Annotated in this window: 26 protein-coding genes and 3 tRNA genes; 9 read left to right on the top strand and 20 right to left on the bottom strand. The window is 59.2% G+C overall.

Going from position 1 to position 26524, the window contains the following annotated elements:
* Nucleotides 1–49: 49 nt before the first annotated feature.
* From ACJ8HB_RS00230 to ACJ8HB_RS00200, 7 genes are all read right to left on the bottom strand, one after another.
* Nucleotides 50–286: a major outer membrane lipoprotein gene (locus tag ACJ8HB_RS00230; protein WP_004931354.1), complete on the bottom strand. Its 237-nt coding sequence runs from the start codon at nucleotides 284–286 to the stop codon at nucleotides 50–52.
* Between the two features lie 308 nt (nucleotides 287–594).
* On the bottom strand, nucleotides 595–2007 hold the full coding sequence (pykF, locus tag ACJ8HB_RS00225; RefSeq protein ID WP_033638367.1) for a pyruvate kinase PykF: 1413 nt from the start codon (nucleotides 2005–2007) through the stop codon (nucleotides 595–597).
* A 393-nt stretch (nucleotides 2008–2400) separates the two neighbouring features.
* Entirely contained in the window at nucleotides 2401–2706 is a 306-nt protein-coding gene (locus tag ACJ8HB_RS00220; RefSeq protein ID WP_033646294.1) for a cupin, read from the bottom strand.
* Nucleotides 2707–2817: 111 nt separating this feature from the next.
* A tRNA-Val gene (locus tag ACJ8HB_RS00215) sits at nucleotides 2818–2894 on the bottom strand.
* 20 nt (nucleotides 2895–2914) lie between these two features.
* A tRNA-Val gene (locus ACJ8HB_RS00210) sits at nucleotides 2915–2991 on the bottom strand.
* Nucleotides 2992–3011: 20 nt separating this feature from the next.
* Nucleotides 3012–3088: transfer RNA gene (locus tag ACJ8HB_RS00205), tRNA-Val, on the bottom strand.
* Between the two features lie 181 nt (nucleotides 3089–3269).
* Nucleotides 3270–4646 (bottom strand): MATE family efflux transporter, encoded by a 1377-nt coding sequence (locus ACJ8HB_RS00200; protein ID WP_033638369.1) that lies wholly within the window; start codon nucleotides 4644–4646, stop codon nucleotides 3270–3272.
* A gap of 239 nt (nucleotides 4647–4885) precedes the next feature.
* Here ACJ8HB_RS00200 and ACJ8HB_RS00195 point away from each other — a divergent pair, with 239 nt between their 5' ends.
* Entirely contained in the window at nucleotides 4886–5536 is a 651-nt protein-coding gene (locus tag ACJ8HB_RS00195; protein ID WP_033638371.1) for a riboflavin synthase, read from the top strand.
* 54 nt (nucleotides 5537–5590) lie between these two features.
* Nucleotides 5591–5878 carry an I78 family peptidase inhibitor gene (locus tag ACJ8HB_RS00190; RefSeq protein WP_170943477.1) on the top strand — a complete coding sequence of 96 codons (288 nt, stop codon included), beginning with the start codon at nucleotides 5591–5593 and terminating at the stop codon, nucleotides 5876–5878.
* Nucleotides 5879–5951: 73 nt separating this feature from the next.
* On the opposite strand, the gene cfa is transcribed toward ACJ8HB_RS00190, so the two are convergent.
* Together cfa and punC are read right to left on the bottom strand one after the other, a co-directional pair.
* On the bottom strand, nucleotides 5952–7103 hold the full coding sequence (cfa, locus tag ACJ8HB_RS00185) for a cyclopropane fatty acyl phospholipid synthase (protein WP_033638372.1): 1152 nt from the start codon (nucleotides 7101–7103) through the stop codon (nucleotides 5952–5954).
* 344 nt (nucleotides 7104–7447) lie between these two features.
* Nucleotides 7448–8659 (bottom strand): purine nucleoside transporter PunC, encoded by a 1212-nt coding sequence (punC, locus tag ACJ8HB_RS00180; protein ID WP_047567759.1) that lies wholly within the window; start codon nucleotides 8657–8659, stop codon nucleotides 7448–7450.
* Nucleotides 8660–8782: 123 nt separating this feature from the next.
* Here punC and punR point away from each other — a divergent pair, with 123 nt between their 5' ends.
* Nucleotides 8783–9727, top strand: a complete 945-nt coding sequence (punR, locus tag ACJ8HB_RS00175; RefSeq protein ID WP_047567756.1) for a DNA-binding transcriptional activator PunR — start codon at nucleotides 8783–8785, stop codon at nucleotides 9725–9727.
* On the opposite strand, the gene purR is transcribed toward punR, so the two are convergent.
* Nucleotides 9724–10749: an HTH-type transcriptional repressor PurR gene (purR, locus tag ACJ8HB_RS00170; RefSeq protein WP_033638375.1), complete on the bottom strand. Its 1026-nt coding sequence runs from the start codon at nucleotides 10747–10749 to the stop codon at nucleotides 9724–9726. The two genes, punR and purR, sit on opposite strands and share 4 nt — an antisense overlap.
* A 324-nt stretch (nucleotides 10750–11073) precedes the next feature.
* Here purR and cydH point away from each other — a divergent pair, with 324 nt between their 5' ends.
* A complete protein-coding gene (gene cydH, locus ACJ8HB_RS00165; protein ID WP_019455989.1) occupies nucleotides 11074–11163 on the top strand; it encodes a cytochrome bd-I oxidase subunit CydH in 90 nt (29 codons plus the stop codon).
* A 61-nt stretch (nucleotides 11164–11224) separates the two neighbouring features.
* Here cydH and sodB read toward each other — a convergent pair whose 3' ends face one another.
* Both sodB and ACJ8HB_RS00155 read right to left on the bottom strand, forming a co-directional pair.
* The gene (gene sodB, locus ACJ8HB_RS00160) at nucleotides 11225–11803 is read right to left on the bottom strand and encodes a superoxide dismutase [Fe] (RefSeq protein WP_094859803.1); all 579 of its coding nucleotides are present in this window, start codon (nucleotides 11801–11803) and stop codon (nucleotides 11225–11227) included.
* 199 nt (nucleotides 11804–12002) lie between these two features.
* On the bottom strand, nucleotides 12003–12821 hold the full coding sequence (locus ACJ8HB_RS00155; RefSeq protein ID WP_094859804.1) for a C40 family peptidase: 819 nt from the start codon (nucleotides 12819–12821) through the stop codon (nucleotides 12003–12005).
* Between the two features lie 416 nt (nucleotides 12822–13237).
* Here ACJ8HB_RS00155 and ACJ8HB_RS00150 point away from each other — a divergent pair, with 416 nt between their 5' ends.
* Nucleotides 13238–13585 (top strand): Grx4 family monothiol glutaredoxin, encoded by a 348-nt coding sequence (locus ACJ8HB_RS00150; protein ID WP_004931329.1) that lies wholly within the window; start codon nucleotides 13238–13240, stop codon nucleotides 13583–13585.
* Nucleotides 13586–13653: 68 nt separating this feature from the next.
* Here ACJ8HB_RS00150 and rnt read toward each other — a convergent pair whose 3' ends face one another.
* The 6 genes from rnt to ACJ8HB_RS00120 all read right to left on the bottom strand — a co-directional run bounded on the left by rnt (nucleotide 13654) and on the right by ACJ8HB_RS00120 (nucleotide 19496).
* Entirely contained in the window at nucleotides 13654–14337 is a 684-nt protein-coding gene (gene rnt, locus ACJ8HB_RS00145) for a ribonuclease T (protein ID WP_016927925.1), read from the bottom strand.
* A 79-nt stretch (nucleotides 14338–14416) separates the two neighbouring features.
* Nucleotides 14417–14824, bottom strand: coding sequence for a lactoylglutathione lyase (gloA, locus tag ACJ8HB_RS00140; protein WP_047567752.1), 408 nt, complete (start codon nucleotides 14822–14824; stop codon nucleotides 14417–14419).
* A gap of 337 nt (nucleotides 14825–15161) precedes the next feature.
* On the bottom strand, nucleotides 15162–16265 hold the full coding sequence (locus ACJ8HB_RS00135) for an alkene reductase (RefSeq protein WP_047567750.1): 1104 nt from the start codon (nucleotides 16263–16265) through the stop codon (nucleotides 15162–15164).
* A gap of 89 nt (nucleotides 16266–16354) precedes the next feature.
* Complete coding sequence (locus tag ACJ8HB_RS00130; RefSeq protein ID WP_033654775.1) at nucleotides 16355–16975, bottom strand: TetR/AcrR family transcriptional regulator; 621 nt, start codon at nucleotides 16973–16975, stop codon at nucleotides 16355–16357.
* A gap of 103 nt (nucleotides 16976–17078) precedes the next feature.
* The gene (eptA, locus tag ACJ8HB_RS00125; protein ID WP_047567747.1) at nucleotides 17079–18716 is read right to left on the bottom strand and encodes a phosphoethanolamine transferase EptA; all 1638 of its coding nucleotides are present in this window, start codon (nucleotides 18714–18716) and stop codon (nucleotides 17079–17081) included.
* Nucleotides 18717–18854: 138 nt separating this feature from the next.
* Nucleotides 18855–19496, bottom strand: a complete 642-nt coding sequence (locus tag ACJ8HB_RS00120) for an NAD(P)-dependent oxidoreductase (protein WP_047567745.1) — start codon at nucleotides 19494–19496, stop codon at nucleotides 18855–18857.
* 139 nt (nucleotides 19497–19635) lie between these two features.
* Between ACJ8HB_RS00120 and ACJ8HB_RS00115 the strand changes: the two genes are divergently transcribed.
* From ACJ8HB_RS00115 to ACJ8HB_RS00105, 3 genes are all read left to right on the top strand, one after another.
* Nucleotides 19636–20565, top strand: coding sequence for a LysR substrate-binding domain-containing protein (locus ACJ8HB_RS00115; protein WP_187325707.1), 930 nt, complete (start codon nucleotides 19636–19638; stop codon nucleotides 20563–20565).
* A gap of 23 nt (nucleotides 20566–20588) precedes the next feature.
* Nucleotides 20589–20828: a DUF1289 domain-containing protein gene (locus tag ACJ8HB_RS00110; protein WP_015377731.1), complete on the top strand. Its 240-nt coding sequence runs from the start codon at nucleotides 20589–20591 to the stop codon at nucleotides 20826–20828.
* Between the two features lie 99 nt (nucleotides 20829–20927).
* Nucleotides 20928–21824: an aldo/keto reductase gene (locus ACJ8HB_RS00105; protein WP_033638383.1), complete on the top strand. Its 897-nt coding sequence runs from the start codon at nucleotides 20928–20930 to the stop codon at nucleotides 21822–21824.
* A gap of 61 nt (nucleotides 21825–21885) precedes the next feature.
* On the opposite strand, the gene ACJ8HB_RS00100 is transcribed toward ACJ8HB_RS00105, so the two are convergent.
* On the bottom strand, nucleotides 21886–23730 hold the full coding sequence (locus tag ACJ8HB_RS00100; RefSeq protein ID WP_047567742.1) for a polyurethane esterase: 1845 nt from the start codon (nucleotides 23728–23730) through the stop codon (nucleotides 21886–21888).
* 240 nt (nucleotides 23731–23970) lie between these two features.
* Here ACJ8HB_RS00100 and sodC point away from each other — a divergent pair, with 240 nt between their 5' ends.
* Nucleotides 23971–24492 (top strand): superoxide dismutase family protein, encoded by a 522-nt coding sequence (gene sodC / locus ACJ8HB_RS00095; protein WP_047567739.1) that lies wholly within the window; start codon nucleotides 23971–23973, stop codon nucleotides 24490–24492.
* Here sodC and ACJ8HB_RS00090 read toward each other — a convergent pair whose 3' ends face one another.
* Nucleotides 24493–26523 (bottom strand): FUSC family protein, encoded by a 2031-nt coding sequence (locus tag ACJ8HB_RS00090; RefSeq protein ID WP_047567736.1) that lies wholly within the window; start codon nucleotides 26521–26523, stop codon nucleotides 24493–24495.
* Between the last annotated feature and the right edge of the window lies 1 nt (nucleotide 26524).

Raw genomic sequence — 26524 nt, 5'->3', positions numbered from 1 at the left:
CAAAAAAAACGGCGCACAATGTGCGCCGTTTTCAATAACCAAAGCTATCTTACTTTTTGTAAGCGTGAGCTTGGTTGTCCAGACGCTGGTTAGCGCGTGCTGCGTCGTCTTTAGCAGCTTGAACGTCAGAACGCATTGCGTTCACGTCGTTGCTCAGCTGATCAACTTTAGCGTTCAGAGTCTGAACGTCAGAAGACAGTTGATCGATTTTAGCGTTGCTAGAGCAGCCAGCCAGCAGAGTGGAACCCAGGATTACCGCGCCCAGTACCAGTTTAGTACGATTCATTATAACACCCTCTAGATTGAGTTAATCTCCATGTAGCGTTACAAGTATTACACAAACTTTTTTCGAAAGAGAATAATTTTTTAGTGTTGAGGTGCTTTATTTTGATCGTTCGCTCAAACTTGCATCTGGTTTTACAAATTAGTTAAAAAAACGAGGGAAAACAGCCGGCTTCCATGGGACTACTCCGATTCTTTATTAGCTAAATAATGAGCGGATCGCGGTTGCGTTTTGAGAAAAATAGTTTACTGCCGATAAAAAAAACGCCGCAAAGCGGCGTTTTGATCAAGGCAATTATGTCACGTTTTATATTACAGCACGTGTACCGAGGCAGTGTTGGTGGTGCCGCTCGGCACCAGCGCGCCGGAAACCATCACCACGACGTCGCCTTTCTGTGCCAGGCCGCTGGCCAGGGCGGCTTCTTTACCGATGCGGTAGAAGTCGTCGGTAGAGGCGATTTCCTTGACCATCTGCGGGATGACACCCTTGCTCAGCACCAGCTGGTGCGCGGTGGTTTCATTGGTGGTCAGCGCCAGGATCACCGCGTTCGGGAAGTATTTACGCACGGATTTCGCTGACTTGCCGCCGCTGGTGGCGACCACGATCAGCGGCGCGTCCAGTTTCTCGGCGGTTTCAACCGCACCGCGGCACACCGCTTCGGTGATGCGCAGCTTGCGGCGATCGTTCAGGGCGTCGATGCGGCTTGGCATCACGCGATCGGTACGCTCGCAGATGGTCGCCATGATGTTGACCGCTTCCAGCGGGTATTTGCCCTTGGCGCTCTCGCCGGACAGCATGACGGCATCGGTGCCGTCCAGGATGGCGTTGGCAACGTCGCCGGCTTCCGCGCGGGTAGGGCGCGGGTTCTTGATCATGGAATCGAGCATCTGGGTGGCGGTGATCACCACTTTACGCGCGCGGTTGCATTTCTCGATCATCATCTTCTGGGCGAAGATCACTTCTTCGACCGGGATCTCCACGCCCAAGTCGCCACGGGCAACCATGATGCCGTCGGACGCTTCGAGGATCTCGTCGAAGTTGTTCAGGCCTTCCTGGTTTTCGATCTTGGAGATGATCTGGATTTGCTCGCCGCCGTGGGCTTTCAGGTGTTCGCGGATCTCCAGCACGTCGGAGCGTTTACGGATGAAGGACGCCGCCACGAAGTCGACGCCTTGCTCGCAGCCGAAGATCAGGTCGCGTTTGTCTTTTTCGGCCAGCGCAGGCAGTTGGATGGATACGCCCGGCAGGTTGACGCCCTTGTTCTCGCCCAGGTCGCCGTTGTTCAGCACTTTACAAACGACTTCGTTCTCGGTCACGTTGGTGACTTCCATGCCGATCAGGCCGTCGTCAACCAGCACGGTATTGCCGATCTTCAGGTCGGCGGCGAAGCCGGCGTAGGTGACCGCCACGCGTTCGCTGTTGCCGATCACGCTCTGGTCGGTGGTGAAAGTGAAGGTTTGGCCGGCGACCAGCGAGGCGTCTTTGCCGCCTTCCAGTTTCATGGTGCGAATTTCCGGGCCTTTGGTATCCAGCAGGATGCCGGCGTTGATGCCGGTTTTCGCCATCACGGCGCGCATGTTCTTGATGCGGTTGCCGTGCTCTTCATAGTCGCCGTGAGAGAAGTTGAGACGCATCACGTTCATGCCCGCATTGAGCAGGTTGGTCAGCATTTCTTCCGATTCGGTTTTTGGACCGATGGTACAAACAATTTTGGTCTTTTTCATGGCGGAGTTTTCTACAAGTTGTGATGGATAAAAAAACGAATTTGACCGGCGCGGTTTACGCCGGTAGGGAATTTGGGCCGTGCCTGGTGGTGAAAAACATAGTTAAGGATAGGTGACGACAGTTGAAGTGGGGCGGAAAAATTCAGCCCGCGCGGGGGCGCGGGGATGCTGCGCAACGGGGTAAGATCACATCGTGTTGTTATTGCGTTTTCGCAGATCAAGGGCTGAAACCATTCAACTGATAGACGTTGCGCATTATAAAGGCTAAGCGGCGGGAAACAAAATAAAAAACCGCGGCGGTGCGGCGGATATAGCAAAACGGGGCCAAATGTGGCGCAAATGCAACGCGTTGTGGGCCGCTTGTTGCGCAAATAACCTTTCTGTAAATATGGCTTACCGCGGTAGGGGGATTTCCAGCAGCACGCCGGCGCTCAGGCAGAAGCAGCCGCTGGCGACGTTGGCCGGCAATATCAGGCTCTCGCCGGCTCGCACCACTCGCGTATCGCCGCCGAGAGTGAACTCGAATTCACCGGATATCACTCGGGTTTGCAGCGCGTGCGGGGGCTTTTGCAACTGGCCGAAGGCGCCGGCCTCGAAACGCACTTCCGCCGCCGGCGAACCGTCGCTCATCACGCCTTCACGGCGGGCAAGGCCATTGTCGAGCGGTAAAAAGGCGGTTTTGGCGGTAAAAGTGGTCATGTGGCGTTCCTGATGACGGTAGCACGGCGCGATCGACATAACGAGCAGGCGGTCGGGCAGAGACGAAATAACGGGAAGTATAACGCGACAGCGGGAGGTGAATCAGCAATATGGTGCGTCCGAGTGGACTCGAACCACCGACCCCCACCATGTCAAGGTGGTGCTCTAACCAACTGAGCTACGGACGCACTGCGCTGCTTCTGAAATTTGGTGCGTCCGAGTGGACTCGAACCACCGACCCCCACCATGTCAAGGTGGTGCTCTAACCAACTGAGCTACGGACGCACTGTACTGCTTCAGGAATTTGGTGCGTCCGAGTGGACTCGAACCACCGACCCCCACCATGTCAAGGTGGTGCTCTAACCAACTGAGCTACGGACGCATCTTTTCCTGTCTGTCATGGCTGACAGCGGGGACGAATATTAACGAGCTACCCGCGTGCTGGCAAGGGGAAAAGCGCAATTTTATTTGGTATTTCACGCGATTGCTGAGGTTGTGCGCAGTCCGGCGTTTTTTTCTGCAAACCGCAGCCCGGCCGGGGATGAAACCGGCCGGGAGCGGATTCAGCGCGTGGATCGCTGCAGGATGACGGTGGTCGGCTGTTTCTGCAGCCAGCGCATGCGCAGCGCCATCATGATGGCGGCGAAGGTCAGGCCGATGATAAAGCCGATCCAGAAACCGCTCGGCCCCATCGCCGGCACCACCGCGTCGGTTAACGCCAGCAGATAGCCGCTCGGCAGGCCCAACACCCAATAAGCAATGAAGGTGATGAAGAAGATCGCGCGGGTATCTTTATAACCACGCAGCACGCCGCTGCCGATCACCTGGACAGAATCCGAGATCTGGTACAGCGCCGCCAGCAGCATCAGCTGCGAGGCCATCGCCACCACCGCCGGGCTGTCGTTGTATAGCAGGGCGATCGGTTCGCGGAAGGCGGCGGTAAACAGCGCGGTGCAGACGGCCATGGTGATGCCGACGCCGATGGCGGAGTAGGCGGCAACGCGCGCGCCTTCGACCGAGCCTTCCCCCAGACGATAACCGACGCGGATGGTGGCGCCGACGCCCAGCGACAGCGGCAGTACGAACATCAGCGCGCTGAAGTTAAGCGCGATCTGGTGGCCGGCGACCGCGACGATCCCCAGTGGCGACACCAGCAGCGCCACCACGGCGAACAGCGTGACTTCGAAGAACAGCGCCAGCGCCACCGGCATGCCGATGCCGATCAGGCGTTTCAGCGCCGCCCAGTCCGGGCCGCCGAGATCGCCGGTTTGGCGTTTGATGTCGCGCTGCGACGGCGCGCGCTTCACGTACCCGCGCATCATCAGGAACATGATCCAGTAGACGCTGCCGGTGGCGACGCCGCAGCCGACGCCGCCTAGCTCCGGCATGCCGAATTTGCCGTAGATGAAGATGTAGTTGATCGGGATATTCACCAGCAGGCCGAGGAAGCCGATCACCATGCCGGGCTTGGTTTTGGACAGCCCCTCGCACTGGTTGCGCATCACCTGGAAGAACAGGTAACCCGGCGCCCCCCACATGATGGCGTGCAGATAACCGACGGCTTTATCCGCCAGCTGCGGATCGATGTTGTGCATCATGTCGATGACGAACTTGCAGTTATACAGCACGACGATCAGCAGCACGGACACGCCGGAAGCCAGCCAAAAGCCCTGGCGCACCTGGTGAGCGATGCGATCGCGACGCCCGGCGCCGTTGAGCTGGGCGATAACCGGGGTCAGCGCCAGCAGCAGGCCGTGGCCGAACAGGATGGCCGGCAGCCAGATTGAAGTGCCGACCGCAACCGCCGCCATGTCGGTGGCGCTGTAAGCGCCGGCCATGATGGTATCCACCACGCCCATGGCGGTTTGCGATATTTGCGCGATGATGACCGGGATAGCGAGAGCCAATAAACTACGCGCTTCAATTAAGTACTTCTGCACGCATACACCTTTTCTATTTATATATGTGGGAGGGAGGGCTGCCGCGAGAGGACAACAATTAAAATAGCGGAATTTTGTCAAAAAGATTGTACCTGCTCGGCGTCGTTAAGCAAACGCCGCAGATAAATAGTTATTAAATGCGCAGCCATTCGTTTTTTGCCTACGCGGATTTGGTTTTCAGCGCCAACTGGGGCAAACTGCCGATAGCGTTTTAACCTATTTAGCAAGAAGAGGCACATATGTTCACCGGTATCGTACAAGGCACCGCGCCGCTGGTCGCCATTGATGAGAAACCCAATTTCCGCACCCACGTGATCGAAATGCCTGCCGAGCTGCTGCCGGGGCTGGAGCTGGGCGCGTCGGTGGCCCATAACGGCTGCTGCCTGACCGTCACCGCGGTGGAAGGCAACCGCGTCAGCTTCGATTTGATTAAGGAAACGCTGCGCCTGACCAACCTCGGCGATCTGGCGCTGGGCGACATCGTCAATATCGAGCGCGCGGCGAAGTTCAATGACGAAATTGGCGGCCATTTGATGTCCGGCCATATTATCTGCACGGCGGAAGTGGCCAAGATTTATACCTCGGAAAATAACCGGCAGGTATGGCTGCGCATGCCGAATGCCGAATTGATGAAATATGTGCTGCACAAAGGCTTCATCGGCATCGACGGCATTAGCCTGACCATCGGCGAAGTGGTGAATAACCGTTTCTGCGTGCACCTGATCCCGGAAACGCTGGATCGCACCACGCTGGGTAAGAAACGCCTGGGTGACAAGGTGAACATCGAGATCGATCCGCAAACGCAGGCGGTGGTGGACACCGTCGAGCGCGTGCTGGCCAATCGGGAAGCGGCGCTGGCGGCGGCGATGGCGCCGGCGCATAAAGACTGACAGCGATTCGGGCGTTGCCGCCGGAATCGAATCATAAGCAGAGAGGAGAAACGCGTGAAGTTTTATGGGAAAACGTTGTTGTTAACCGCGTTGCTGGCGCTGAGCGCCTGCAGCAGTTCGCCTGAGCAGGGCGCGCAAATGGCCGATGCGGATGATACCTGCGGCGCTTCGCAGTATCAAAACTTCGTCGGCAAACCGATGACCTCGCTGGAAGGCGTGCGGATCGACGCCAAGGTGCGCGCCATTCCGTACAACTCTGCCGTCACCATGGATTTCAACCTGCGCCGCCTGAACTTCCTTGGCGACAGCGACGATAAAATCATCCGCGTCTACTGCGGCTAAGCCGTACGCGTCGAACGAGCAAAAAAAGGCCCCGGCGATATTGCTGCCGGGGCCTTTTTTGTCGGGCAAACGCTTAGCGGGCGACGCGGATGCCGCCTTCAACGCCTTTGGGGCTGAACACCACCTGCCACAGCTGCAAATCGCGCGCCCGGAACGCGCCGGCGCAGGCGTTCAGGTAATAGCTGAACATCCGCTCGAAGCGTTCGGAATAGCGCGGTGCAAGCTGCGGCCACGCCTGTTTGAAGCGCTCGAACCAGGCCATCAGCGTGCGGTCGTAGTCGGCGCCGATGTTGTGCCAGTCTTCCATCACGAAATGGCCCTCGCTGGCTTCGGCGATATGGCTCACTGAAGGCAGGCAGCCGTTCGGGAAAATGTACTTGTTGATCCACGGATCGACGTTCATGTCGGTTTTGTTGGAGCCGATGGTGTGCAGCAGGAACAGACCGTGCGGCGCCAGATTGCGTTCTACCACATTGAAATAGGTGCGGTAGTTTTTCGGCCCGACGTGCTCGAACATGCCGACGGACACGATGCGATCGAACTGCTGATGCAGATCGCGGTAATCCTGCAGCAGGATCTGCACATCCAGCCCGGCGCAGCGCGCCTGAGCCAGCTTCTGCTGTTCTGCGGAGATGGTCACGCCGACCACCGATACGCCGTAATTTTTCGCCGCATAGGCGGAGAGGCCGCCCCAGCCGCAGCCGATGTCCAGTAAGCGCATGCCCGGTTGCAGCTGCAGTTTCTCGCAGATCATCCGCAGCTTGGCTTCCTGTGCCTCCTCCAGCGTGGTGGCGTCTTTCCAGTAGCCGCAGGAATATTGCATGTAAGGATCGAGCATCAGGGTAAACAGATCGTTGCCGAGATCGTAATGTTCTTTGCCGACGATCCAGGCGCGCTTTTTCGATTGCAGATTGGTCAGGCGCGCGGCGGCGATACGCAGGGTATCTTTCAGGTGGTGGGGGAGTTTCTTCTCCAGCCCGGCGCTGACCACGCGCTGGAAGAACATATCCAGCCGCTCGCATTCCCACCAGCCGTCCATATAGCTTTCGCCCAGGCCCAGCGAACCTTGCTGCAAGACGCGTTTAAAGAAATCGGGGTTTTTAACCTGAATATCGAAGGGGCGCGAACCGTTGATTTCAATGCCGGCCAGGCCGAGCATTTCGTGCGCGATACGGTACCACTGATTGTCCTGGATGCTCAGATCTTCTATACACGATGAACTCATAGCTTCTCCATCACCTTCTTCTGACTGATGACCCGTTAGGAAACAGCTTAGACAATTTCTGCGGGTGCATACGTTTACCGGCGGAAAATAGGCCCGCGGCGTCTGATATCCGACTATGAACAGAGGAAATTTAAAGAAGCGACCCGGCGCGAACGGCGCGGGATAAACGCATCCTTAAAAAAAGAGTGTGACGCAAAGCGCGTACACAAGCGCTAATTGAGATATAGAGATTATAAGGTGTTACTTTACAAGGTTGTTTTTGAGTATAGGCGTGCCGAGGCGTTGACTCAACTGTAAATCGCACTCGGCACGCATATTCTTTAAGTGATTATTAAACTTGGCAATTATGACGCTGAGTTAGCATGTTCCCGCTGCGGCTTTTGCTGCGCATCGGCCGCTTTTCCCCGCTGCAGGAAATACCCCAGCGCGGCCAGGATTACCGTAGACACCATCACCGTCACCGTCGCCAACAGCGGCTGGGCAATAAACGCCGACACCAGCATGCTCGCCACAAAGCACAGCCCCAGCTGCAGCGTATTTTGCAGCGCGGCGGCCTTGCCGCTGCTTTCCGGGAACGGCATCAGCGCATTCGCCACCATGATCGGGTAGCCGGCGCCGTTGACCAGCGCCATCACGCAGAATGGGATCAGCAGCGTAGTGAGCGTCGGATCGGTCAGGGTGGCCACCAGATACAGCGCCACCATGCTGACACCATAAGCTACCAGCAGCCACGGCAGCAGGGTTTTGCCATTGATGCGCTTGAGTGCGGCGCGGCAGCCGTAGCCACCCAGCAGGAAGGCCAGCGTTTGCGGCACATAGCTCAGGCCGATATCGCTCGGGCTGTAGCCCATATCACCGAGGATGAACGGCGAGCCGGTCAGCCAAGCGAAGAAGCCGGCCGAGCAGGCGGCGTACATGGCGACGTTGCCGCTGAACACCGGGGATCTCAACAGTTGCCAAAAGCTGACGCCGTTTTTTGGCGCATCGGGGCTGGGCTGCGTTTTGGCGCGCTCTTTGAGCAGCAGCGTCGGCAGCAGCAGCAGCGCGGTGATGGCCAACAGTGCGGCGAAGATCGCGCGCCAGCTGGCGTGGTTCAGCAACCAGGCGCCGAGCAGCGGTGCCAGCGCCGGCGACAGCGCTACCAGCGGCATAATGGTGGCGAACACGCGGTTGGCCTGGCCTTCGCGGTAACGGTCAACCACCAGCGCTTGCCAGATGGCGGCGGCGGCGCAGACGCCGACGGCCTGAATAAAGCGCAGGATCCAGAGCTGCACGGCGTTTTCCACCCACAGCATGCCCAGGCAGCCGAGGGCGAACAGCGTCAGCCCGATCAATAATACCGGTTTGCGGCCCAGACGGTCGGAGAGCGGCCCCCACAGCAGCTGCGCGAAGGCGAAGCCGGCCAGGAAGATGCTCAGGCTGGCGCTCACCGCGCCGGCGGAAATTTGCAGTTCTTCCCGCATGGCGCCGAAGGCGGGCAGGTACATATCGGTCGCCAGATAACCCAGCATGCTCAGGCCGGCGAGGTAGAACATAAAGCCAAAGGAATTTCGCATGGTATTTCTCGTTAATATTTTAATGTCGCAGGTTTTTAGCGCCGGCCAGTGTATCCGGCTGGATCTCTGCTTGTGAAACGGTAATATTTGCAAAGTGCTGTTAAAAAAATTGAAGGCAAGGCGATGTGGTCTGAATATTCTCTTGAAGTGGTCGATGCGGTGGCGCGCACCGGCAGTTTCAGCGCGGCGGCGCAGGAGCTGCACCGGGTGCCGTCGGCGGTCAGCTATACCGTACGGCAGCTGGAGCAATGGCTGGCGGTGCCGCTGTTTGAGCGGCGTCATCGCGATGTGGAGTTGACGCCCGCCGGTGCGCTGTTTATCAAAGATGCGCGAGTTGTTATCAAAAAAATGCTCGACACCCGCCGCCACTGTCAGCAGGTGGCCAACGGGTGGCGCGGCCAGCTGAATATTGCGGTCGACATCATCGTCAAACCGCAGCGCAGCCGCCAACTGGTGCTGGATTTCTACCGTCATTTCCCCGACGTCGAATTGATGCTGCAACCCGAGGTGTTCAACGGCGTGTGGGATGCCTTGGTGGACGGCAGGGCGGACATGGCGATCGGCGCCACGCGAGCGGTGCCGGTCGGCGGCGGCTTCGCCTTCCGCGACATGGGTTATATGAACTGGCTGTGCGTGGTGAGCCCGCAACATCCTCTCGCGCAGTTGACGGGGCCGCTGAATGACGATCAGCTGCGGCCGTACCCTTCGCTTTGCCTGGAGGACACCTCGCGCAATCTGCCCAAGCGCGTCACCTGGACGCTGGATAACCAGCGGCGGCTGGTGGTGCCGGATTGGACTTCGGCGCTCGACTGTCTGTGCGCCGGGCTGTGCGTCGGCATGATGCCGGCGCATCGGGCGCTGCCGCGGGTGCAGCGCGGTGAGCTGACGGCGTTGCAGCTGCAGCAGCCGTTTCCCGCCAGCCCTTGCTGCCTGACCTGGCAGCAGGATAAACCGTCACCGGCGATGAGCTGGCTGCTGGCGTATCTGGGCGATGGGGAGACGCTGAATCAGGAGTGGCTGAGCGAGGTGGAACCGGAAGCCGCGCAGGCTTCCGGCGCGGGGGATTAGCGGCGGTAGTCGATGAATGGGCCGTCGGCGACCGAGCGGCGTTCGATCAGCTTCGGATGCACTTCGATCACCTGCGACTCTTCGCGTTTGCTGATAATGCGATCCAGCAGCATGGTGAAGGCCATTTCGCCCAGACGCTCTTTCGGCTGGTGAATGGTGGTCAGCGCCGGGGTGAAGTAGCGGGCGTTGCGCACGTTGTCATAGCCGATCACGGAAATATCCTGCGGCACCCGCAGCCCCAGCTCGTCGGCCGCGCAGATGGCGCCCATCGCCATGATATCGCCGCCGCAGAATACCGCGGTAGGCCGCTGTTTTTGCGACAGGATTTGGTGCATCGCCTTGTAGCCGGACTCCGGTTCGAAGTCACCCTGGACGATCCACTCTTCGCGAATGTCGATATGCGCTTCCTGCAGCGCCTTCATAAAGCCCTGATGACGGCCGCCGCCGGTGTTGCGCGACAGCTGGCCCGGAATGGCGCCGATATCGCGGTGGCCGCGCTCTATCAGGTAACGGCCGGCCAGATAGCCGCCTTCGAACGCGTTATCGATGATGGTGTCGGTGAAGTCGCCGCGCGCGGCGCCCCAGTCCATTACCACCATCGGGATGTTGCGGTAATCTTCCAGCATGCCCAGCAGCTGATCCGGGTATTCTGAGCACATGACCAGCAGGCCGTCGACGCGCTTTTGCGCCAGCATCGCCAGGTAGGCGCGCTGCTTGTCCAGATTATTGTGCGAGTTGCACAGGATCAGGGTGTAGCCTTTGCTGTAGCAGCTGTTTTCCACCGCCTCGATCACTTCGGCAAAGTAGGGCGCTTCGCTCGAGGTGGCCAGCAGGCCGATCGACTTGGTGTGATTGACTTTCAGGCTGCGCGCCACGGCGCTCGGCGAGTAGTGCAGCTCTTTGATGGCGGCCCACACGGCCGCTTTGGTCTCTTCGGCGACGAAACGAGTCTTATTGATGACGTGCGAAACGGTGGTGGTGGAAACGCCCGCGCGTTTGGCCACATCTTTAATCGTTGCCATGTAAGGAATGACTCCTGAACTCACATGTTTACAGCATGTAAGTGTGATGTTAATCGTTTGCCTACGTAGATCCTTCTCCAGAGAAGCGAAAACTGAGTTTTTAGTGTGTTGAAGTCTTCAGCGCTTAATCAGGAGGGGCATGGATGCCGGTACGCAGTTGTGAACTGCGAATTTTGTCGCATATTGAACAAAAGTGGAAGAGGTAATCGAGATTATAAACCGGGAAATGATAACAAGATTTTATCGGCGAACTGTGGGAAAATGATTTGACGTACTAATTGTACGCCTTTTATCCTTAGGAAAGCCCATTTTAAAGGAGTTGTCATGGATACCGAATTGAAGATGTCGCTGTTCACCACCGTCTGCGCCTTGGCGGTCATTATCGCTTTCAGCTTCGTTGCCGCGTTGAACTGATTTACCCCCGGTTATAAAAAAGGCGCAGCCTGGCTGCGCCTCATCACCTCAGAACCTGCGCTTACGCCAGGTTTTTCGCTGCGAAGGTCCAGTTGACCAACGCCCAGAAGTTTTCCAGGTATTTTGGTCGCGCATTGCGGTAATCGATGTAATACGCGTGTTCCCACACGTCAACGGTCAGCAGCGGTTTGTCTTCACCGGTCAGCGGGGTGGCCGCGTTGGAGGTGTTGACGATCGCCAGCGCGCCGTCCGGTTTTTTCACCAGCCAGGTCCAACCGGCGCCGAAGTTTTTCACTGCGGCATCGGTAAACTGCTCTTTGAACGCAGCGAAAGAGCCGAAGGATTTGACGATCGCCGCCGCCAGTTCGCCCTGCGGTTCACCGCCGCCCTGTGGCGACAGGCAGTGCCAGTAGAAGGTGTGGTTCCACACCTGCGCGGCGTTGTTGAAGACGCCGCCGTTTGAGGTCTTGATGATCTCTTCGAGCGATTTGCCCTCGAACTCGCTGCCTTTCACCAGGTTGTTCAGGTTAACCACGTAGGTGTTGTGGTGTTTGCCGTAGTGGTATTCCAGGGTCTCGGCGGAGATGTGCGGCTCGAGCGCGTTTTTCTCATACGGTAATGCAGGTAATTCAAACGACATTGCTTCCTCCTTTACAGCGCCACTCTTTTTCCGCCGGAGCGGGAGCCGAATGGGCCGTTTTTTATTGTGGTCTTTTAATCTTAACAATTTTCATCATAAAAAACAGGAAGAAAAGCGAGAAATACGCGTGAGGCGGTGTGAGGGGCGATAGCTTGAGCAGACGGTTGCGACCGGGGCCGCAACCGCGCAGAGCAGGGAATTAACGAATGGTTTTCGGCGTTACTACGCGGCGCGCGCCGATGTAGTGGTTCTGCCAATAGTCGTTGTCGAGCTGGCTGATGCGGATCTCTTCGCCGGTGCGCGGCGACTGGATGAATTTGCCGTTGCCGAGATAAACGCCGACATGATCCGCCACGCCGCGGTTGTTGATGCGGAAGAACACCAGATCGCCACTTTCCAGTTCGCTTTTCTTGATCGGCGCCGCGTCGCGCAGGTGATACATCTCGTTGGCGGTGCGCGGCATCTTGATTTTTACCACGTCTTTATAGGCGTAATAGATAAGGCCGCTGCAGTCGAAACCGGTGCGCGGCGAGCTGCCGCCCCAGCGGTAAGGTTTGCCCATCTGGCCCATCAGCTTGGCCATCGCGGTCTGCTTGGCATGCTGATAGCGTTTTTTGTGCGCCGGGCTGAGTTTCAACGGTTTTTCATCACGCGCCAGCTTGGCGGTGGCCATACCGGCTTCGCGGTGGCGGCCGTAGCCTTTTTTGTAGCCCTTTTTCGGCGGGGTGACTTTAATCTTGGCGGTTTTCTGCGCTTTGGCCTTGGGTTTGGCGCTGGCGATCTTTTTCGCGCTTTTCTCGCTTTTCGCCTTGGCGGTCTTGGTTTTTTTCGCGGGGGCCGTCACTTTGGCTTTTTTAGTGGTTTTGTCCGCTTTCTTTTTTCTGCGGTCATCGGGCCGCGCTTCATTAGCATGGCTTTTACGCTGCTCGGCGGCAACACGCGCCTGTGGCGCAGCGTGCGCCAAATTGAAGAAGAGCTGCGTAAAAAGCAGCGCAAAGAGCGTAAGAATTAAACGCATGTCGACGTCACCAACCTTGGCCCCGAAACGGATATCGAAAGAGTTACAGTATTCCCGAATTTCGCCATATAAAACAGCGAAGAACTCATAAATAATAATCCATATTGTGAGAAAACGTTAATGACATTTTTTTTGGTTCAAAATCAGCCCGTTGGTGTATGAAAAAGCGCCGGCAGGGGGCTATGGATATAATTAATCCGCGCCGTCAGCGCCGCGCAATATATTAGTGAAATGGTCGGATTAAAAATGTTATTCTCAACGTATGTTTTGACCGGAATGACGTGGCCGGTGAAACGCGATCGGCGGCGGGTGAATATCCTTGCAAAAGATGGCGTTTTCTTGCGACTGTTCCAGCCGCTACAATAGCCCGCGTGATGCATGTTGTAGCCATGAAATGTGGCTTGAGGAAGCAATAAATGACGACGACACTTGAAAAAATTCAGCACCAGATCGCTGAAAACCCGATTCTGCTGTACATGAAAGGTTCGCCAAAGCTGCCGAGCTGCGGCTTCTCCGCACAGGCTGTGCAAGCGCTGTCCGCCTGCGGCGAGCGTTTCGCTTACGTGGACATTCTGCAGAACCCGGACATCCGCGCCGAGCTGCCAAAATACGCCAACTGGCCGACGTTCCCGCAGCTGTGGGTAGACGGTGAGCTGGTCGGCGGTTGCGATATCATTATCGAAATGTATCAGCGCGGCGAACTGCAGCAGCTGATCAAAGAAACGGCAGAAAAGTATAAAGCGCAGGAAGACCAGCAGTCTTAATCGACGGGCTTGCGGTTATCGCGTAACGGGCGGCGCCAGTGCAAACTGGGCCGCCTTTTTCGTTGGGCTTATTCGGCGAGATCGCCGGCGGGCAGCGGCCAACCGCCGAGACGTTTCCAGCGGTTAACCAGCTCGCAAAACAGCAGGGCGGTTTGCTCGGTGTCGTACAGCGCAGAGTGCGCCTGGCTGCTGTCGAACGGCATTCCGGCCGCGATACAGGCCTTCGCCAACACCGTTTGGCCCAGCACCAGGCCGCTCAGCGCGGCGGTGTCGAAGGTAGCGAACGGATGGAACGGGTTGCGCTTCAGGCCGGCGCGTTCGGCCGCGGCCATCAGGAAGCTGTGATCGAAGTTGGCGTTGTGCGCCACGATAATGGCCCGGTTGCAACCGCGATCCTTGAGCCCTTTGCGCACCGCTTTGAAAATGGCGTGCAGCGCGTCATATTCGCTGACCGCGCCGCGCAGCGGGTTGTGCGGATCGATGCCGTTAAACGCCAGCGCTTCCGGCTGCAGGTTGGCGCCCTCGAAAGGCTCCACGTGGAAGTGCAGGGTCTCGTCCCGCTGCAGCCAGCCATCTTCATCCATTTTCAGCGTGACGGCGGCGATCTCCAGCAACGCATCGGTATTGGCGTTAAAGCCGGCGGTTTCAACATCTATTACTACGGGATAAAACCCACGAAAACGACCACTCAGGGCGTTAAGATCACTTTTTTCGGCCATCAGTTTCTTATCTTCATCGAATGCAGCGCGCATTATGGCAAATTTTGCGCCCGGTTGCAGGCGCTATCGCGCGGAGAATCAGCAGGGCGCCGGTGCGCCCTGAAGGGGAGGCTTAGTGGCCGAGGCCCTGGCCGGCGTGTTTGTTTTCGATCAGCTCGATTTTGTAACCGTCCGGATCCTCGACGAAGGCAATGACCGTGGTGCCGCCTTTCACCGGGCCGGCTTCGCGGGTGACCTTGCCGCCTGCGCGGCGGATGCTGTCGCAGGTGACGGCAACGTCGTCCACGCCCAGCGCCAGGTGGCCGAAGGCGGTGCCCATATCGTAGCTGTCGGTGCCCCAGTTATAGGTCAGTTCGATAACCGCGCCTTCGCTCTCTTCCGTATAGCCGACGAAAGCCAGGGAGTACTTGTACTCCGGGTTTTCGCTGGTGCGCAGCAGGCGCATGCCTAATACCTTGGTGTAGAAGTCGATGGCGCGTTGCAGGTCACCGACGCGGATCATGGTATGGAGTAAGCGCATAATTCCTCTGAATTGACAGTGCCGTGGCAGACGGCGGGTGGATTGAAGCACAAGCGAGTATAGCCTTGTCCCGCAAGGGAATTCAACGTGACGAGTAAGTGACGATGTCACGTATTGGTTTTCCGTCAACGGTGTCTAAATATTGATCGAGCGTACCGATCGATACAGAGTAATTGATCTGCACAATCAATTATCTATTCCAGCGGCAATCGTGTAAAAATTGAACGGCAATAGAGAACAACACCAGGGAACACCGGCCCGCCTCGTGCGGGCCTTTTTGCGCGCGGCGCACAAAAAAACGGCCATGCGATTGCGTGGCCGTTGGGGTCAGGAAGGGTTACTTCGCCAGAAACGGATAGTCGGTATAGCCTTCGGCGCCGCCGCCGTAGAAGCTTTCCGGCTTAGGTTCGTTCAGCGGAGCGTGCTGACGGAAACGCTCTACCAGATCCGGGTTGGCGATGTAGCTGCGGCCGAAGGCCACCGCGTCGATGAAGCCTTTTTCGATCAACGCTTCGGCTTTCTCGGCGGTGTAGGCGCCGGCGCCGACGATCACCCCGTTAAAGTGGGCGCGCACCGAGTCGCGGAAGGCGTCGGAATACGGTTTGCCGCCGGCCCAGTCCGGTTCGGAGATGTGCAGGTAAGCGATGTTGCGCTTATTCAGCTCTTCCACCAGATACAGCGCCGCTTCTTCCTGATCTTCACCGTTGTCCAGCCCGTTGAACGGCCCCAGCGGCGAGATGCGGATGCCGATGTGTTCGGAACCCCATTCGGCGATGGTGGCGTCGACCACTTCCAGCGTCAGGCGAGTGCGATTCTCGATGCTGCCGCCGTATTGATCGGTACGTTGGTTGGAAGCCGGTGACATGAATTGATGCAGCAAATAGCCGTGCGCCGCATGCAGTTCGATGAAGTCGAAGCCGGCTTCCCGCGCGTTGGCGGTCGCCTGGCGGAAATCGTTGACGATGCCCGGGATCTCGCTGGTTTCGAGCGCACGCGGCGTGGAGGTCGGTACGCGCACCCAGGCGCCGGTTTCATCACGCACGGTGGTGCGAGTTTCGGCGTTGATTGCGGAAGGGGCGACCGGTGCTTGCCCGCCCGGCTGCAGGCTGGCGTGGGAGATGCGGCCTACGTGCCACAGCTGTACGGCGATATGGCCGTTTTTATCATGCACTGCCTGCGTGATGTTTTTCCATGCGGCGATCTGCTCCGGCGTATGCAACCCCGGCGCACCGGCGTAGCCTTTTGCCTGGAAGGAAACCTGGGTCGCTTCGGTCACGATCAGGCCGGCGCTGGCGCGCTGTGCATAATATTCCGCCATCAGCGGCGTAGGAATGTCGCCCGGCTCGATGCTGCGCAAACGCGTCAGCGGAGCCATAAACACGCGGTTGGGCAGGGTGATGGCGCCAACCTTCAGCGGAGAGAGCAATTTTTCAGTCTTCATAGTGCATCCTGTATTTAATAGACCGGTCGTCTAGTAATGAGCGATAAAAAACCACGAACTGCATTTTCAATAAAAAGAAATTGTTACCGTTACGCTTGCGGCGGGCGCAGCAGCAACTCGATGCTTTCCAGCGCGCTGGTTAACGGCGCCAGCGAGTGACGGATCTTGGCGCGCAGCGAGGCACCGAGCCACAGTGAATACAGCGTTTCTGCGGTCGCCGCGGGGCTCATGGCCACCGACAGCGAGCCCTCGGCGATACCGCGCTCGATGGCCTCCTGCAGGTGGCCGATCACGCGAGCGGTGCCCGTTTCCAGCGCATGACGCATCGGTTCCGACAGATCGCTCACCTCGGCGGAAAGCTTCACCGCCAGGCAGGCGTTGTGGCATTCGCTGCGGCAGTGGTAGCTGATGGCCTGAGCGTAATAGCCGAGCAGCTGGTGGCGGGCATCGCCGCGCCTGTCGGCAAACAGCGCCTGCATTTCTGCATCATAATGGGCGAAATAGCGTTGCAGCATCGCTTCGCCGAAGGCTTCCTTCGAGCGAAAATAGTGGTAGAACGAGCCTTTCGGCACGCCCGCGGTGGCCAGCAGTTCGCTCAGCCCCATGCCGGTAAAGCCCAGGCGCAGGCTGAGGGTTTCGCCGGTGGCGAGCAGATGTTCACGTGTGTCCACGTTGCAATGCGTTGATTTGGTCATCATGGTGCCGAGCATAATAGACCGATTGGTCTAGGTCAATGGGAATAAAAAAACCGGCGCACAAAACGCCGGTTGTCTGCAAACTATTGTGCCCCAGCGGCACGCGGAAGTTAAGCCCTTACGCCGCGTTGCGGCAACGCTGCAGGATATCCAGCCGGGATTGATATTCGCGGGTCTGTACGTTCAGCATGCCCAACAGGGTGTGGAACAGGTTGTCCTGTGACACGTCGTCCTTTTCCGCCAGCGCGTTCAGGCACTGGCGATCGACGCCGAAATTGCGCTGATAGTCGGCCGACATCCACATCAGGAAAGGCACGTGCGTCTGCTGGCTCGGCGCGAAGACATAGGGCGTGCCGTGCAGATACATGCCGTTTTCCCCCAGCGATTCGCCGTGATCGGACAAATAGACCAGCGCGGTATTGAACTGGTCGTCATACTGCCGCAGCAGCTTGATGGTGGCATCGAGCATCGCGTCGGTATACAGGATGGAGTTGTCGTAGGTGTTCACCAGCTGTTCATGGCTGCAATCCTGGATCTGATTGCTGTTGCAGGTCGGCGAAAATGTTTGGAATTCTGGCGTGCTGCGGCGGTAGTAAGCCGGGCCGTGGCTGCCCATCTGGTGCAGCACGATCACGCCGTCGTCTTTCAGGCCATTGATATAGTCGTTCAGTTTATACAGCAGCGCGTTGTCCATGCAAACCTCGCCGTCGCAGTCCTGCGGCAGTTTCAGCTTGGTCATGTCGATGTGCGGCACCCGGTCGCAGGCGCCTTTGCAGCCGCCGTCGTTATCGCGCCACAGCACGCTGACGCCGGCATGCGCCAGCACGTCGAGCATGCCTTCCTGATGCGTTGCCTGAGTCGCGTCGTACTCCTTGCGCGGCATGTTGGAGAACATGCAGGGCACGGAGATCGCCGTTTCGGTGCCGCAGGAACTGGCGTTCTTGAAGTAGACCACGTTGTCCTGCTTCAGGCGCGGGTTGGTTTCGCGTTGATAGCCGCCGAGGGAGAAGTTTTCGGCGCGAGCGGTTTCGCCTACCACCAGGATCACCAGCGTTTTCTTGGCCTGCCCGGCGATCAGCGGCCCTTTGCGTGCGTCCTCGCCGATCTTGACCAGCGGCAGATTGCGGGTGAAGTAACGCTGTTCGGTAAACTTGATGGTGCCGGCGACGAAGTTGGAAGGGGTCAACATCTTCACCACGCTTTTATTGTTGCGGATCAGCGAAGCATAGTCTTTGTAGAACAGCGCGGCGACGATCAGGATCACCGCCAGCGATAGCATGACGTTGGCGGCGCGCAGTCCAACCATGTACCACCAGGGGCGAGTCTGGCGAATCTGGGTGAAGCAGACCGCTACCGCCGGCAGAATGCCGAGCAGCGCCAGCCACAATCCCATGCGCGGCGTCAGCAGCGCCGTCGCCTCCTGAGGGTTGGTTTCGAAGGCGTTTTGCATCATGTTGCCGTCGATCACCACACCATAGCTGAACATGAAATAGTTGGCTGCGGCGCTGCCGAGCAAGAAAAAGATGATCAGCGGCTTGCGCAGGTAGGGCACGGTCAACACGCTGAAGATGATATTCAGCGCACAGAAGATCACCACCGGCATGCTGGCAGCGAAAATCACGCTGTGGACGCTATCGAAGGTGATATACGACCAGGCGCGATGCAGGAATAACGCGTTTTGAAACAGAGTGAAGAACAGGGCGGTGGCGAGGGTAAAACCGAGGCTGTTGCACCGTAAGCATTGACGTAACCACATTGCCGAATCGGGATCCTGAAAGTAGATAATGCTTTGAAATCTACCGGATGAAACTTAAGGAAACCTTAGAAACTCAGAATATTGGCGGCGGAGCATGCGCGGAAAACGCCAGGCCGGGTGGCCTGGCGGTGGGGCGGTTTAGTAGGCGGCGGTGAATTGCGAGCGAATAAACTGAGGCTTTTCAATTTCATCAACGATAGCGACCGCCAGGTCTTCTACCGAAATGCTGGCCGGCGCTTCGCCGTTCATCAACAGTTGCGTGGTGCCGAGGCGGAACTGGCCGGTGCGTTTGCCCGGCTCCAGCAGGGCGGCCGGCGAGAGATAGGTCCAGTCGAGCGCCGATTCATTGCGCAGTTTGTTGCGCAGATCGCGCACCGCCTGCGCGCCGGGGCGGATATTTTCCGGGAACTGCGGCGTATCCACCAGTTCAACGCCGGGCGCCACTTCCAGGCTGCCGGCGCCGCCGACCACCAGCAGGCGCTTGACGCCGGCCTGTTCGACCGCGGTGAGGATCTGTTGGGCGCCGCGGAGGGTTTTCTCATACAGGTTGTCTTCGCCCCAGCCGGGGTTGTAGGCACTGATCGCCGCATCCTGACCGCGCAATTGCCCCGCCAGCCAGGCGGTATCGGCAACGTCGCCCAGCGCGACGGTCAGGTTGGCGTGCTCCGGCAAATCTTTTTTCTGGCGGGCGATTGCCGTCACCTGAATACCGCGAGCCAGCGCTTCATCCACCACGCGGCGGCCAACAAAACCGGTTGCTCCAATAATGGCTACTTTCATCTGCATGCTCCTTCGGGGATAGGTTCAGTATCGTGACGCAGGCCGATGTGCCTGCTGCGTGGTGTTTACTCTAGTCCTTAACAATAGCCGTGATTAGTGCCATATTCATGCTTTCTTGATTAAGTAAAACTTCATAATCGTGGATAAACTCAATCGAATGGCGGTATTCGCCACCGTGGTGGCGGAGGGATCGCTGGCCGGCGCGGCGCGGCGGCTGGGCATGACGCCGTCGGCGGTCAGCCAGCACATGCGCTCGCTGGAGAAGGCGCTTGGGGTGCCGTTGCTGCATCGCTCCACCCGCCGTCTGGCGCTGACCGAGGCCGGGGCGGCGTTTTACCCAGGCTGCGAGGCGATGCTGCAACAGGCGCAGCAGGCGGAGCAGCGGCTGGCGGAATTGCGGGATACGCTGGTGGGCGAGCTGCGCATCGCCACCCCGGTCGGCATCGGCGGCCGATCGCTTGCGGAGGCGCTGGCGCCGCTGTTGCAGGCGCACCCCAAGCTGACGCTGCGGGTGCTGGCTGACGATCGCATCGTCGATATGATAGAGCAGCGGGTCGACATCGCGCTGCGGGCCAACCGTCAACTGGCGGACGCCAATATGATCGCGCATCCGCTGACGGCGTGGCCGATGGTGCTGTGCGCCGCGCCGCGTTATCTCAGCCAGCATGGGGTGCCGGAAAAGCCGCAGGATTTGGTGCAGCACCGCTGGATCTCCAGCGGCTACAGCGGGGCCCATCTGGACTTGCTGCACCAGTCCGGCCAGCAGGTTAAGCTGCGGCTGGCGGAAGGGCAGATCGTCAGCGAGAGCATGAACGTGATGCGCGCCTTTACCCGCGCCGGGCTGGGCATTTCCGTTCAGCCGCTGTATGAAATTGGCGACGAGCTTCAGCGCGGCGAGCTGTTGCTGCTGTTGCCTGAGTGGCGGCCGGCGCCGCTGCGGCTGCACGCGCTGACGCTCGAGCGCAACGTGCCGGAGAAAAGCCGCCAGGCGCTGCGCTATTTGCGCGACTATTTTCGCCGCAATGGCGAAAAGGGACTTGCCAGCGGCGGCGATGGCGTCTTCAATTAGCAAGAGAACGCAGGAGGAGCCCCGTGGCGCAGCAGCTTGAGTTTTTCGACATTCCCAGCCCGTGTCGCGGCATTTGCCAGGCCGACGATCGCGGATTCTGCCGTGGCTGCCTGCGCAGCCGCGAGGAGCGTTTTGGCTGGATGAACATGAGCGACGCGCAAAAGCGCGAGGTGCTGCGCCTGTGCCGTCAACGCTTCCTGCGCCTGCAGCGCGCCAATAAAGCGCCCGACGAGCCGCTGCCGGAGCAGCCGTCACTGTTTTAACCTTTCCTGATCTGCCGCACGTTCGTGTGGCTTACCGCTTCCCTGTGCCTCACCGGCTTGTGTATGCTGACTGACAACTAATGTCATGAGGTTTTCGCAATGGTAGAACGTATTCGTCTCGCGCCGCAGGGGCCTGAATTTTCCCGTATGATTTGCGGTTACTGGCGGTTGATGGAGTGGGGCATGTCGCCGCAGCAGCTGCTGACGTTCATCGAACAGCATGTCGAACTGGGCGTCACCACCGCCGATCACGCCGATATCTATGGCGGCTATGCCTGCGAACAGGCGTTCGGCGACGCGCTGCGCCTGAAGCCGGCGCTGCGCCAGTCGCTGGAGCTGGTGAGCAAATGCGGCATCGCCACCACCGCCAAGCCCGGCAACCCGATCGGCCACTACATCACCGACCGCGACCATATCGTACAGAGCGCGGAACAGTCGCTGCGCCATCTGCATACCGACTACCTCGATCTGCTGCTGATCCACCGGCCGGATCCGTTGATGGACGCCGATGACGTGGCCGAAGCCTTTGTCGCGCTGCACAAAAGCGGCAAGGTGCGCCATTTCGGCGTCTCCAACTTTACGCCCGCGCAGTTCCAGCTGCTGCAGTCGCGCCTGCCGTTCTCGCTGGCGACCAATCAGGTGGAGATCTCGCCGATTCACCAGCCGGCTATTCTCGACGGCACGCTCGACCAGTGCCAGCAACTGCGCATCAAGCCGATGGCCTGGTCCTGCCTGGGGGGCGGGCGCCTGTTCAACGACGCCGAGTTCCAGCCGCTGCGCGACGAGCTGCAGCGGGTGGCGCAAGAAATCGGCGCCGAGACCATCGAGCAAGTGGTGTACGCCTGGGTGATGCGCCTGCCGTCGTCGCCGCTGCCGATTATCGGTTCCGGCAAGATTGAGCGGGTACGTTCGGCGCTGAAGGCGCAGAAACTGGTGCTGAACCGCCAGCAGTGGTTCCGCATTCGCAAGGCGGCGCTGGGGTATGACGTGCCTTAAGGCAGAGTAAAAAAAGAGCAAAGCCGGGCGGCGAAAGCGCCCGGCTTTTTTACGTCGATCTTTAGGCCAACACCACCTGATCGGTGTTGAAGTGATCGAGCGAGACGCCGATCAGCGTGACCTGGCTGTGGCCGAAGGCCAGCACCAGATCGTCGTTTTGCTGCGTGGCGTAGTCGCGGATATTTCCGCTGGCGCCTTCGGTGCCGACAAACACCAGCTTATCGGTGGCGTTGAAGCCATACAGCTGATCGCGGCCAAAGTCACCGCTGAACAGGAAGGTATTGCCGTTGCCGACGCCCTTCAGGATGTCATCGCCGCTGCCGCCGACGAAGGTCAGGTTGCCGCCGGCGTGGCCGTTAAGGGTGTCGTTGCCGGCGTTGCCGAACAGCCAGGCGTCGTGGCTGCGAGCCTGCAGGACGTCATCGCCGTCGCCGCCGGCGGTGGCGGCGGCATAGGCTTTGAGGCCAGAGTCCGATTTCAATCCGGCGGCGGTCACCTGATGGTCCACCTGTTTGTTGAAGATAAGCCACGAGGTTTCTTTGCTGCGCAGGGTGCTGATGTCGTCCGCCAGCGTAATGCCGCCTTTGGCGTCGCGCAGGTAAAGCGTGTTGCCGTCGTAGGCGACCTCGGTGTTTTTCAGCGCCTGTTGGGTATCGAAGATATTGTGGCCTTTGCCGCCGGCGATCAGGTTATAGCCGCCTGCATCGCGGAAGATATCGTCGCCGTCGCGCCCCTCGAGATAGTCGTTGCCTTTGCCGCCCTTGATCAGATCATTGCCGTCGCTGCCGATGATAAACGTCGGCCCGCTGTGCGTTTCCGCGTTGCGGTTCAGGTCTTCCACCCAGGTATTGCCGCGCGTCACGTTCGACAGGTTGGAGACGATGATGGTCGAGTCTTTGTCGGTCAGCGAATAAAACTCGGAGTTCAGCACCCGCATCAGGCCGTCCTGATAGAAGAACGGCAGGTGCGACAGCCAGGTTGGAATGTTGAGAATGGAAAACGGCAGCAGGTTCCAGGTGTCCGACGCGTAGTGGTCGTTGAAGTTGACGATATTGTTGGTGGCGGAGGCATGGGGCGCATCGTGTACGCCTAACGACGCCCCGGTCAGCGTGGTGCCGTCGAGCGCGCGGAACACCGGATCGTTCTCGTAGCCGATGTTGATCACCTTGCCGCCGGCTTCGTACTGGGTCGGCGAGGCGAAGGCGACATAGTTGGACTGCGCGTAGAAGCCGCCCCAGTTGGCGTCGCTCTGCGCCGCCATGCTGTTGACCGCCAGCCCGCCGAGGCTGTGGCCGCTGACCACCACGTCTTCTCCGCTCAGCCCGTGCGCCTGCGCGAACTTCGCCACGTCGCCCAGCAACTGGCCGAAGGCGTTCAGCGTGTAGCCGTCGGCGTAGCCTTTCGGCCCGAAGCCGGCCAGCAGATCGTTAATCACATCGCCGATGGTATCGCCGATCAACGACTCGCGCGGGCCGCTGGTGCCGCGAAATGAGATGCCAATGGCGGTGAGATTGCCTTCGCTGTCATATTTGCCCAGCACCTCGGCCTGAGCGGTGGTGTAACCGGCGGTCTCGCCGTAGTAGGTGCCGCGCGCATCGGTTTTGCCGGCGTAACCCAGCTGCGCGGCGCTGATCACCGACCAGCCGGCGTTATTCACCGCCTGCTGCGCGGCCTGTTCGGAGTCGGGATTCCAGGGAATGCCGGGCAGGCCGCCCTGCGATTGGGTGCTGCCGATGAGCGCAGTGACCAGCGTCAGCGGCAGACCCAGCCCGAAACCGGTCTGGTGATAGCCTTCATCGAAGCCGTTATCGATATTGTGGTAAGCGTAGGTAGAGATGGCCAAGGCGTCGGAAAATAGCGCTTTCGACGCCTTTTCGTCCAGATCCTTATAGCTAAAGATGCCCATATCAGTTCCTTATGAAGTATGCCGCGGGCCTGTAAGTGGACTCACATGCGTCGGCGGTGGAAACAGGGAAACAACGTTAGCCGAACGACAGCTGGTCAGAGGACCAACATCGGTAGAATTATTATTAGTGTTAAATATTAGGCCTGCGAATCAAATTAGCGAGATTGTGCGTTGGTTAACAGTGCCGGCGCAGGCTCTCCTATACTGATAGCTCGATATAGTCATTAAGGAGACTGATTGATGAAACGTTATTGGTATGCAGCGCTCGGCCTGATGGCGTGTGGTGCGGCTCAGGCGGCGACAACCGACGTCGAGATGCACCTGGTGACCGGGCAGGGGATCGGTCAGGACATCGGCAAGGTGGTCATCAGCGAAACGCCGTATGGCCTGCTGTTCACGCCGAGCCTGAAAGCATTGCCGGCCGGGGTACACGGCTTCCACGTGCATGAGAAAGGCAGCTGCGAGCCGGGCATGAAGGACGGCAAAGCGGTGGCGGCGCTGGCGGCCGGCGGACATCTCGACCCGCAAAAGACCGGAAAACACCTCGGGCCGTATGCCGACGGGCACCTGGGTGACCTTCCGGCCATCTATGTGGCCGCCGACGGCATGGCGAACTATCCGGTATTGGCGCCGCGGCTGAAAAAAATCAGCGACATTGAGGGTAAAGCACTGATGGTGCACGCTGGCGGCGACAACCATTCGGATCATCCACAACCGCTCGGCGGCGGCGGAGAACGCTTCGCCTGCGGTGTGATCAAGTGATTATCCGCCGCTAACGGCCGGTCCGGCGGTGGGCTGGCCCATCGCCTGTTGCAACTGCTGCAGCGAGCAGTAGAGCCGCCAGATCAGGCCGGCCAGGTCGCGCGCCGCCTGTTCCGGGTGGTGCGCCAGCGCGTTGCTCATGCGCAGCAACTCCTGCAGCGTGGCGTCCAGCGAACTGTGCTGTACGCCTTTCTCCGTCATGATGCCGCGCAGGCAGTGGATACAGACGTTGCGCACCGCCGACAGCGGATCGGAACGGGTTTGCCAGTCGCGCAGTTGCCAGACGATATGGCTGCAGTTGAGCAGCACTACGCCCCAGCGCAGCAGCCAGGTGCGAGCGTCCTGATCCTGACTTTGATTAAGCTGGCTGATGCGATGGTAGATCAGCGATTCGAACTGGCTTTCGCTCTGCTGCGGCCGTTTGCTCAACTGATCGATAAAGTCGCGCCGCAGCGCGCGGATAATGCGGCGGCTTTTGCGTTTGTCCGAGCTGGGGCGCAGGATCTGAAACGCCAGCCCGGCCAGCAGCACGCCGACGATTTTAGCGATGTTGTCATTGATAAAGGACTGGTAGTCATAGCTCGGCGGATTGCTGACGGTCAGGAACGAGCCCATAAAGACGATCAACTGCCCCCAGAGCGCGGCATAAGGCGGATTCTGCAGCTTGAGCATCTGCATGGTCACCAGGATCGGGAACAGGAAGGCGCAGAACACCCAGAAGTCGTCAATCTGGATCATCAAACCGAATTTCACCACGAAGCAGGCGACCGAGAGCAGCAGCACCGCCTTCAGCAAGGTGCTGACGCTGTTGATCGGCGAAGGCGTGGAAGAGTAGAGCACGCAGCTGATGGCGGTGAGCGTCAGCGCCGCGCTGCCGGCGTCCCACTGCGTGTTGATCCAGTAGGCGCAGCCGATCACGATGCACAAAAAGGTGCGCAGGCCGTTGTAGGCGGCTTCGTAGCTATCGGTATGGCGCGCCAGCGCAGTGACGCGCGGCGGTTGGAGGTCGCTGACCGCCGTGGCGCTTTCCAACCGCCGCAGCCAGCGGTTGCAGCGCAGGTAAAGCCAACAGAAATCTCGCAGCCGCAGCCAGAAGGCGCGATGGCGGTAGTCCGTAGCCTCTTGCGGGGCGATCTGCTGAAGCAGGCGCGCCAAACGGTATTTGTCGGTGGCGGGATCGCGCAACTCGTCCAGCAGTTGCGTCAGCACCGGCATCAGATTGGCGGGGCGATCCGGCCAGTTCAGCAGCATGCGGCGCAGGCTGGAGATAACGCTGGTCATGCGCAGCTGTTGGTGCAGCAGATAGTTGAGCAGGTTATTTTGCCTCCGCAGCCGGTAGTGGCTCCAGAATGCCTGAATGCGCAGCAGGTTCATGGTCAGGATCTGGCCGATGACCCCTTCGTGCGAGGTGCGCATCTGCGCGGTGATCTCCGGCTGCCACAGCATGGCGGCATGCTCCAGCAGGCGCAGCTGCATGCGCCGCAGCGAGGTCAGCAGGGCTTCGCCGTCCGAGGTGCTGGGCAGGATCATCATCATCAACCCGCCGCATAGAATGCCGGTGATCACTTCGCAAACCCGCGCCTGCGCGATATCGAAGATTTGCTGGGTATCGGTGACGTTGACTGTGCCGAAGGCGATGATGGCGGCGGTATAGCCCGCCAGCGCGAAGGCGTAAGAGACGTTGTTTTGGTAATGGTTGGAGACGTAGGTGCACAGCCCGATCCAGGCGGCGATGAACAACGTAAACAGCCAGGGATCGTTCAGGCAGTGGCCGGCGATCGCCACCGACGCGGCGGCGCCCACCAGGCTGCCGAAGATGCGGCCGATGCTTTTGCTGATCACGCCGCCGATGGTGGGGAAGCTCACCACCGCGGCGGAGGTAAGCGCCCAATAGGGTTCGTCGAGTTCGAGCACGAAGGCTACCCATAGCGCCAGACACATCGCCAGTGAGTTGCGCAGCGCATAGCGCCATTGGCCGCCGGTCGCCTTACCCCAGGGGGTGCGGCTCCACTCCAAAAAAGGCAGGTTCACA

It is taken from the genome of Serratia sp. CY27727 (assembly GCF_052169275.1).
Classification (GTDB): domain Bacteria; phylum Pseudomonadota; class Gammaproteobacteria; order Enterobacterales; family Enterobacteriaceae; genus Serratia; species Serratia sarumanii.
The sequence above is the reverse complement of the archived record's forward strand: the minus strand, read 5'-3'. Positions and strand labels throughout refer to the sequence as shown.

What these genes read in the sequence shown, in the direction of transcription:
- ACJ8HB_RS00155 (WP_094859804.1), bottom strand. Translation starts at nt 12,821, where the DNA reads ATGCGTTTAATTCTTACGCTCTTTGCGCTGCTTTTTACGCAGCTCTTC.
- ACJ8HB_RS00100 (WP_047567742.1), bottom strand. Translation starts at nt 23,730, where the DNA reads ATGGGCATCTTTAGCTATAAGGATCTGGACGAAAAGGCGTCGAAAGCG.
- cydH (WP_019455989.1), top strand. Translation starts at nt 11,074, where the DNA reads ATGGATACCGAATTGAAGATGTCGCTGTTCACCACCGTCTGCGCCTTG.
- eptA (WP_047567747.1), bottom strand. Translation starts at nt 18,716, where the DNA reads ATGTGGTTACGTCAATGCTTACGGTGCAACAGCCTCGGTTTTACCCTC.
- ACJ8HB_RS00135 (WP_047567750.1), bottom strand. Translation starts at nt 16,265, where the DNA reads ATGAAGACTGAAAAATTGCTCTCTCCGCTGAAGGTTGGCGCCATCACC.
- gloA (WP_047567752.1), bottom strand. Translation starts at nt 14,824, where the DNA reads ATGCGCTTACTCCATACCATGATCCGCGTCGGTGACCTGCAACGCGCC.
- cfa (WP_033638372.1), bottom strand. Translation starts at nt 7,103, where the DNA reads ATGAGTTCATCGTGTATAGAAGATCTGAGCATCCAGGACAATCAGTGG.
- ACJ8HB_RS00105 (WP_033638383.1), top strand. Translation starts at nt 20,928, where the DNA reads ATGGTAGAACGTATTCGTCTCGCGCCGCAGGGGCCTGAATTTTCCCGT.
- sodB (WP_094859803.1), bottom strand. Translation starts at nt 11,803, where the DNA reads ATGTCGTTTGAATTACCTGCATTACCGTATGAGAAAAACGCGCTCGAG.
- ACJ8HB_RS00130 (WP_033654775.1), bottom strand. Translation starts at nt 16,975, where the DNA reads ATGCTCGGCACCATGATGACCAAATCAACGCATTGCAACGTGGACACA.
- punC (WP_047567759.1), bottom strand. Translation starts at nt 8,659, where the DNA reads ATGCGAAATTCCTTTGGCTTTATGTTCTACCTCGCCGGCCTGAGCATG.
- ACJ8HB_RS00150 (WP_004931329.1), top strand. Translation starts at nt 13,238, where the DNA reads ATGACGACGACACTTGAAAAAATTCAGCACCAGATCGCTGAAAACCCG.
- ACJ8HB_RS00195 (WP_033638371.1), top strand. Translation starts at nt 4,886, where the DNA reads ATGTTCACCGGTATCGTACAAGGCACCGCGCCGCTGGTCGCCATTGAT.
- pykF (WP_033638367.1), bottom strand. Translation starts at nt 2,007, where the DNA reads ATGAAAAAGACCAAAATTGTTTGTACCATCGGTCCAAAAACCGAATCG.
- ACJ8HB_RS00120 (WP_047567745.1), bottom strand. Translation starts at nt 19,496, where the DNA reads ATGAAAGTAGCCATTATTGGAGCAACCGGTTTTGTTGGCCGCCGCGTG.
- ACJ8HB_RS00220 (WP_033646294.1), bottom strand. Translation starts at nt 2,706, where the DNA reads ATGACCACTTTTACCGCCAAAACCGCCTTTTTACCGCTCGACAATGGC.
- sodC (WP_047567739.1), top strand. Translation starts at nt 23,971, where the DNA reads ATGAAACGTTATTGGTATGCAGCGCTCGGCCTGATGGCGTGTGGTGCG.
- punR (WP_047567756.1), top strand. Translation starts at nt 8,783, where the DNA reads ATGTGGTCTGAATATTCTCTTGAAGTGGTCGATGCGGTGGCGCGCACC.
- rnt (WP_016927925.1), bottom strand. Translation starts at nt 14,337, where the DNA reads ATGCGCGCTGCATTCGATGAAGATAAGAAACTGATGGCCGAAAAAAGT.
- ACJ8HB_RS00230 (WP_004931354.1), bottom strand. Translation starts at nt 286, where the DNA reads ATGAATCGTACTAAACTGGTACTGGGCGCGGTAATCCTGGGTTCCACT.
- purR (WP_033638375.1), bottom strand. Translation starts at nt 10,749, where the DNA reads ATGGCAACGATTAAAGATGTGGCCAAACGCGCGGGCGTTTCCACCACC.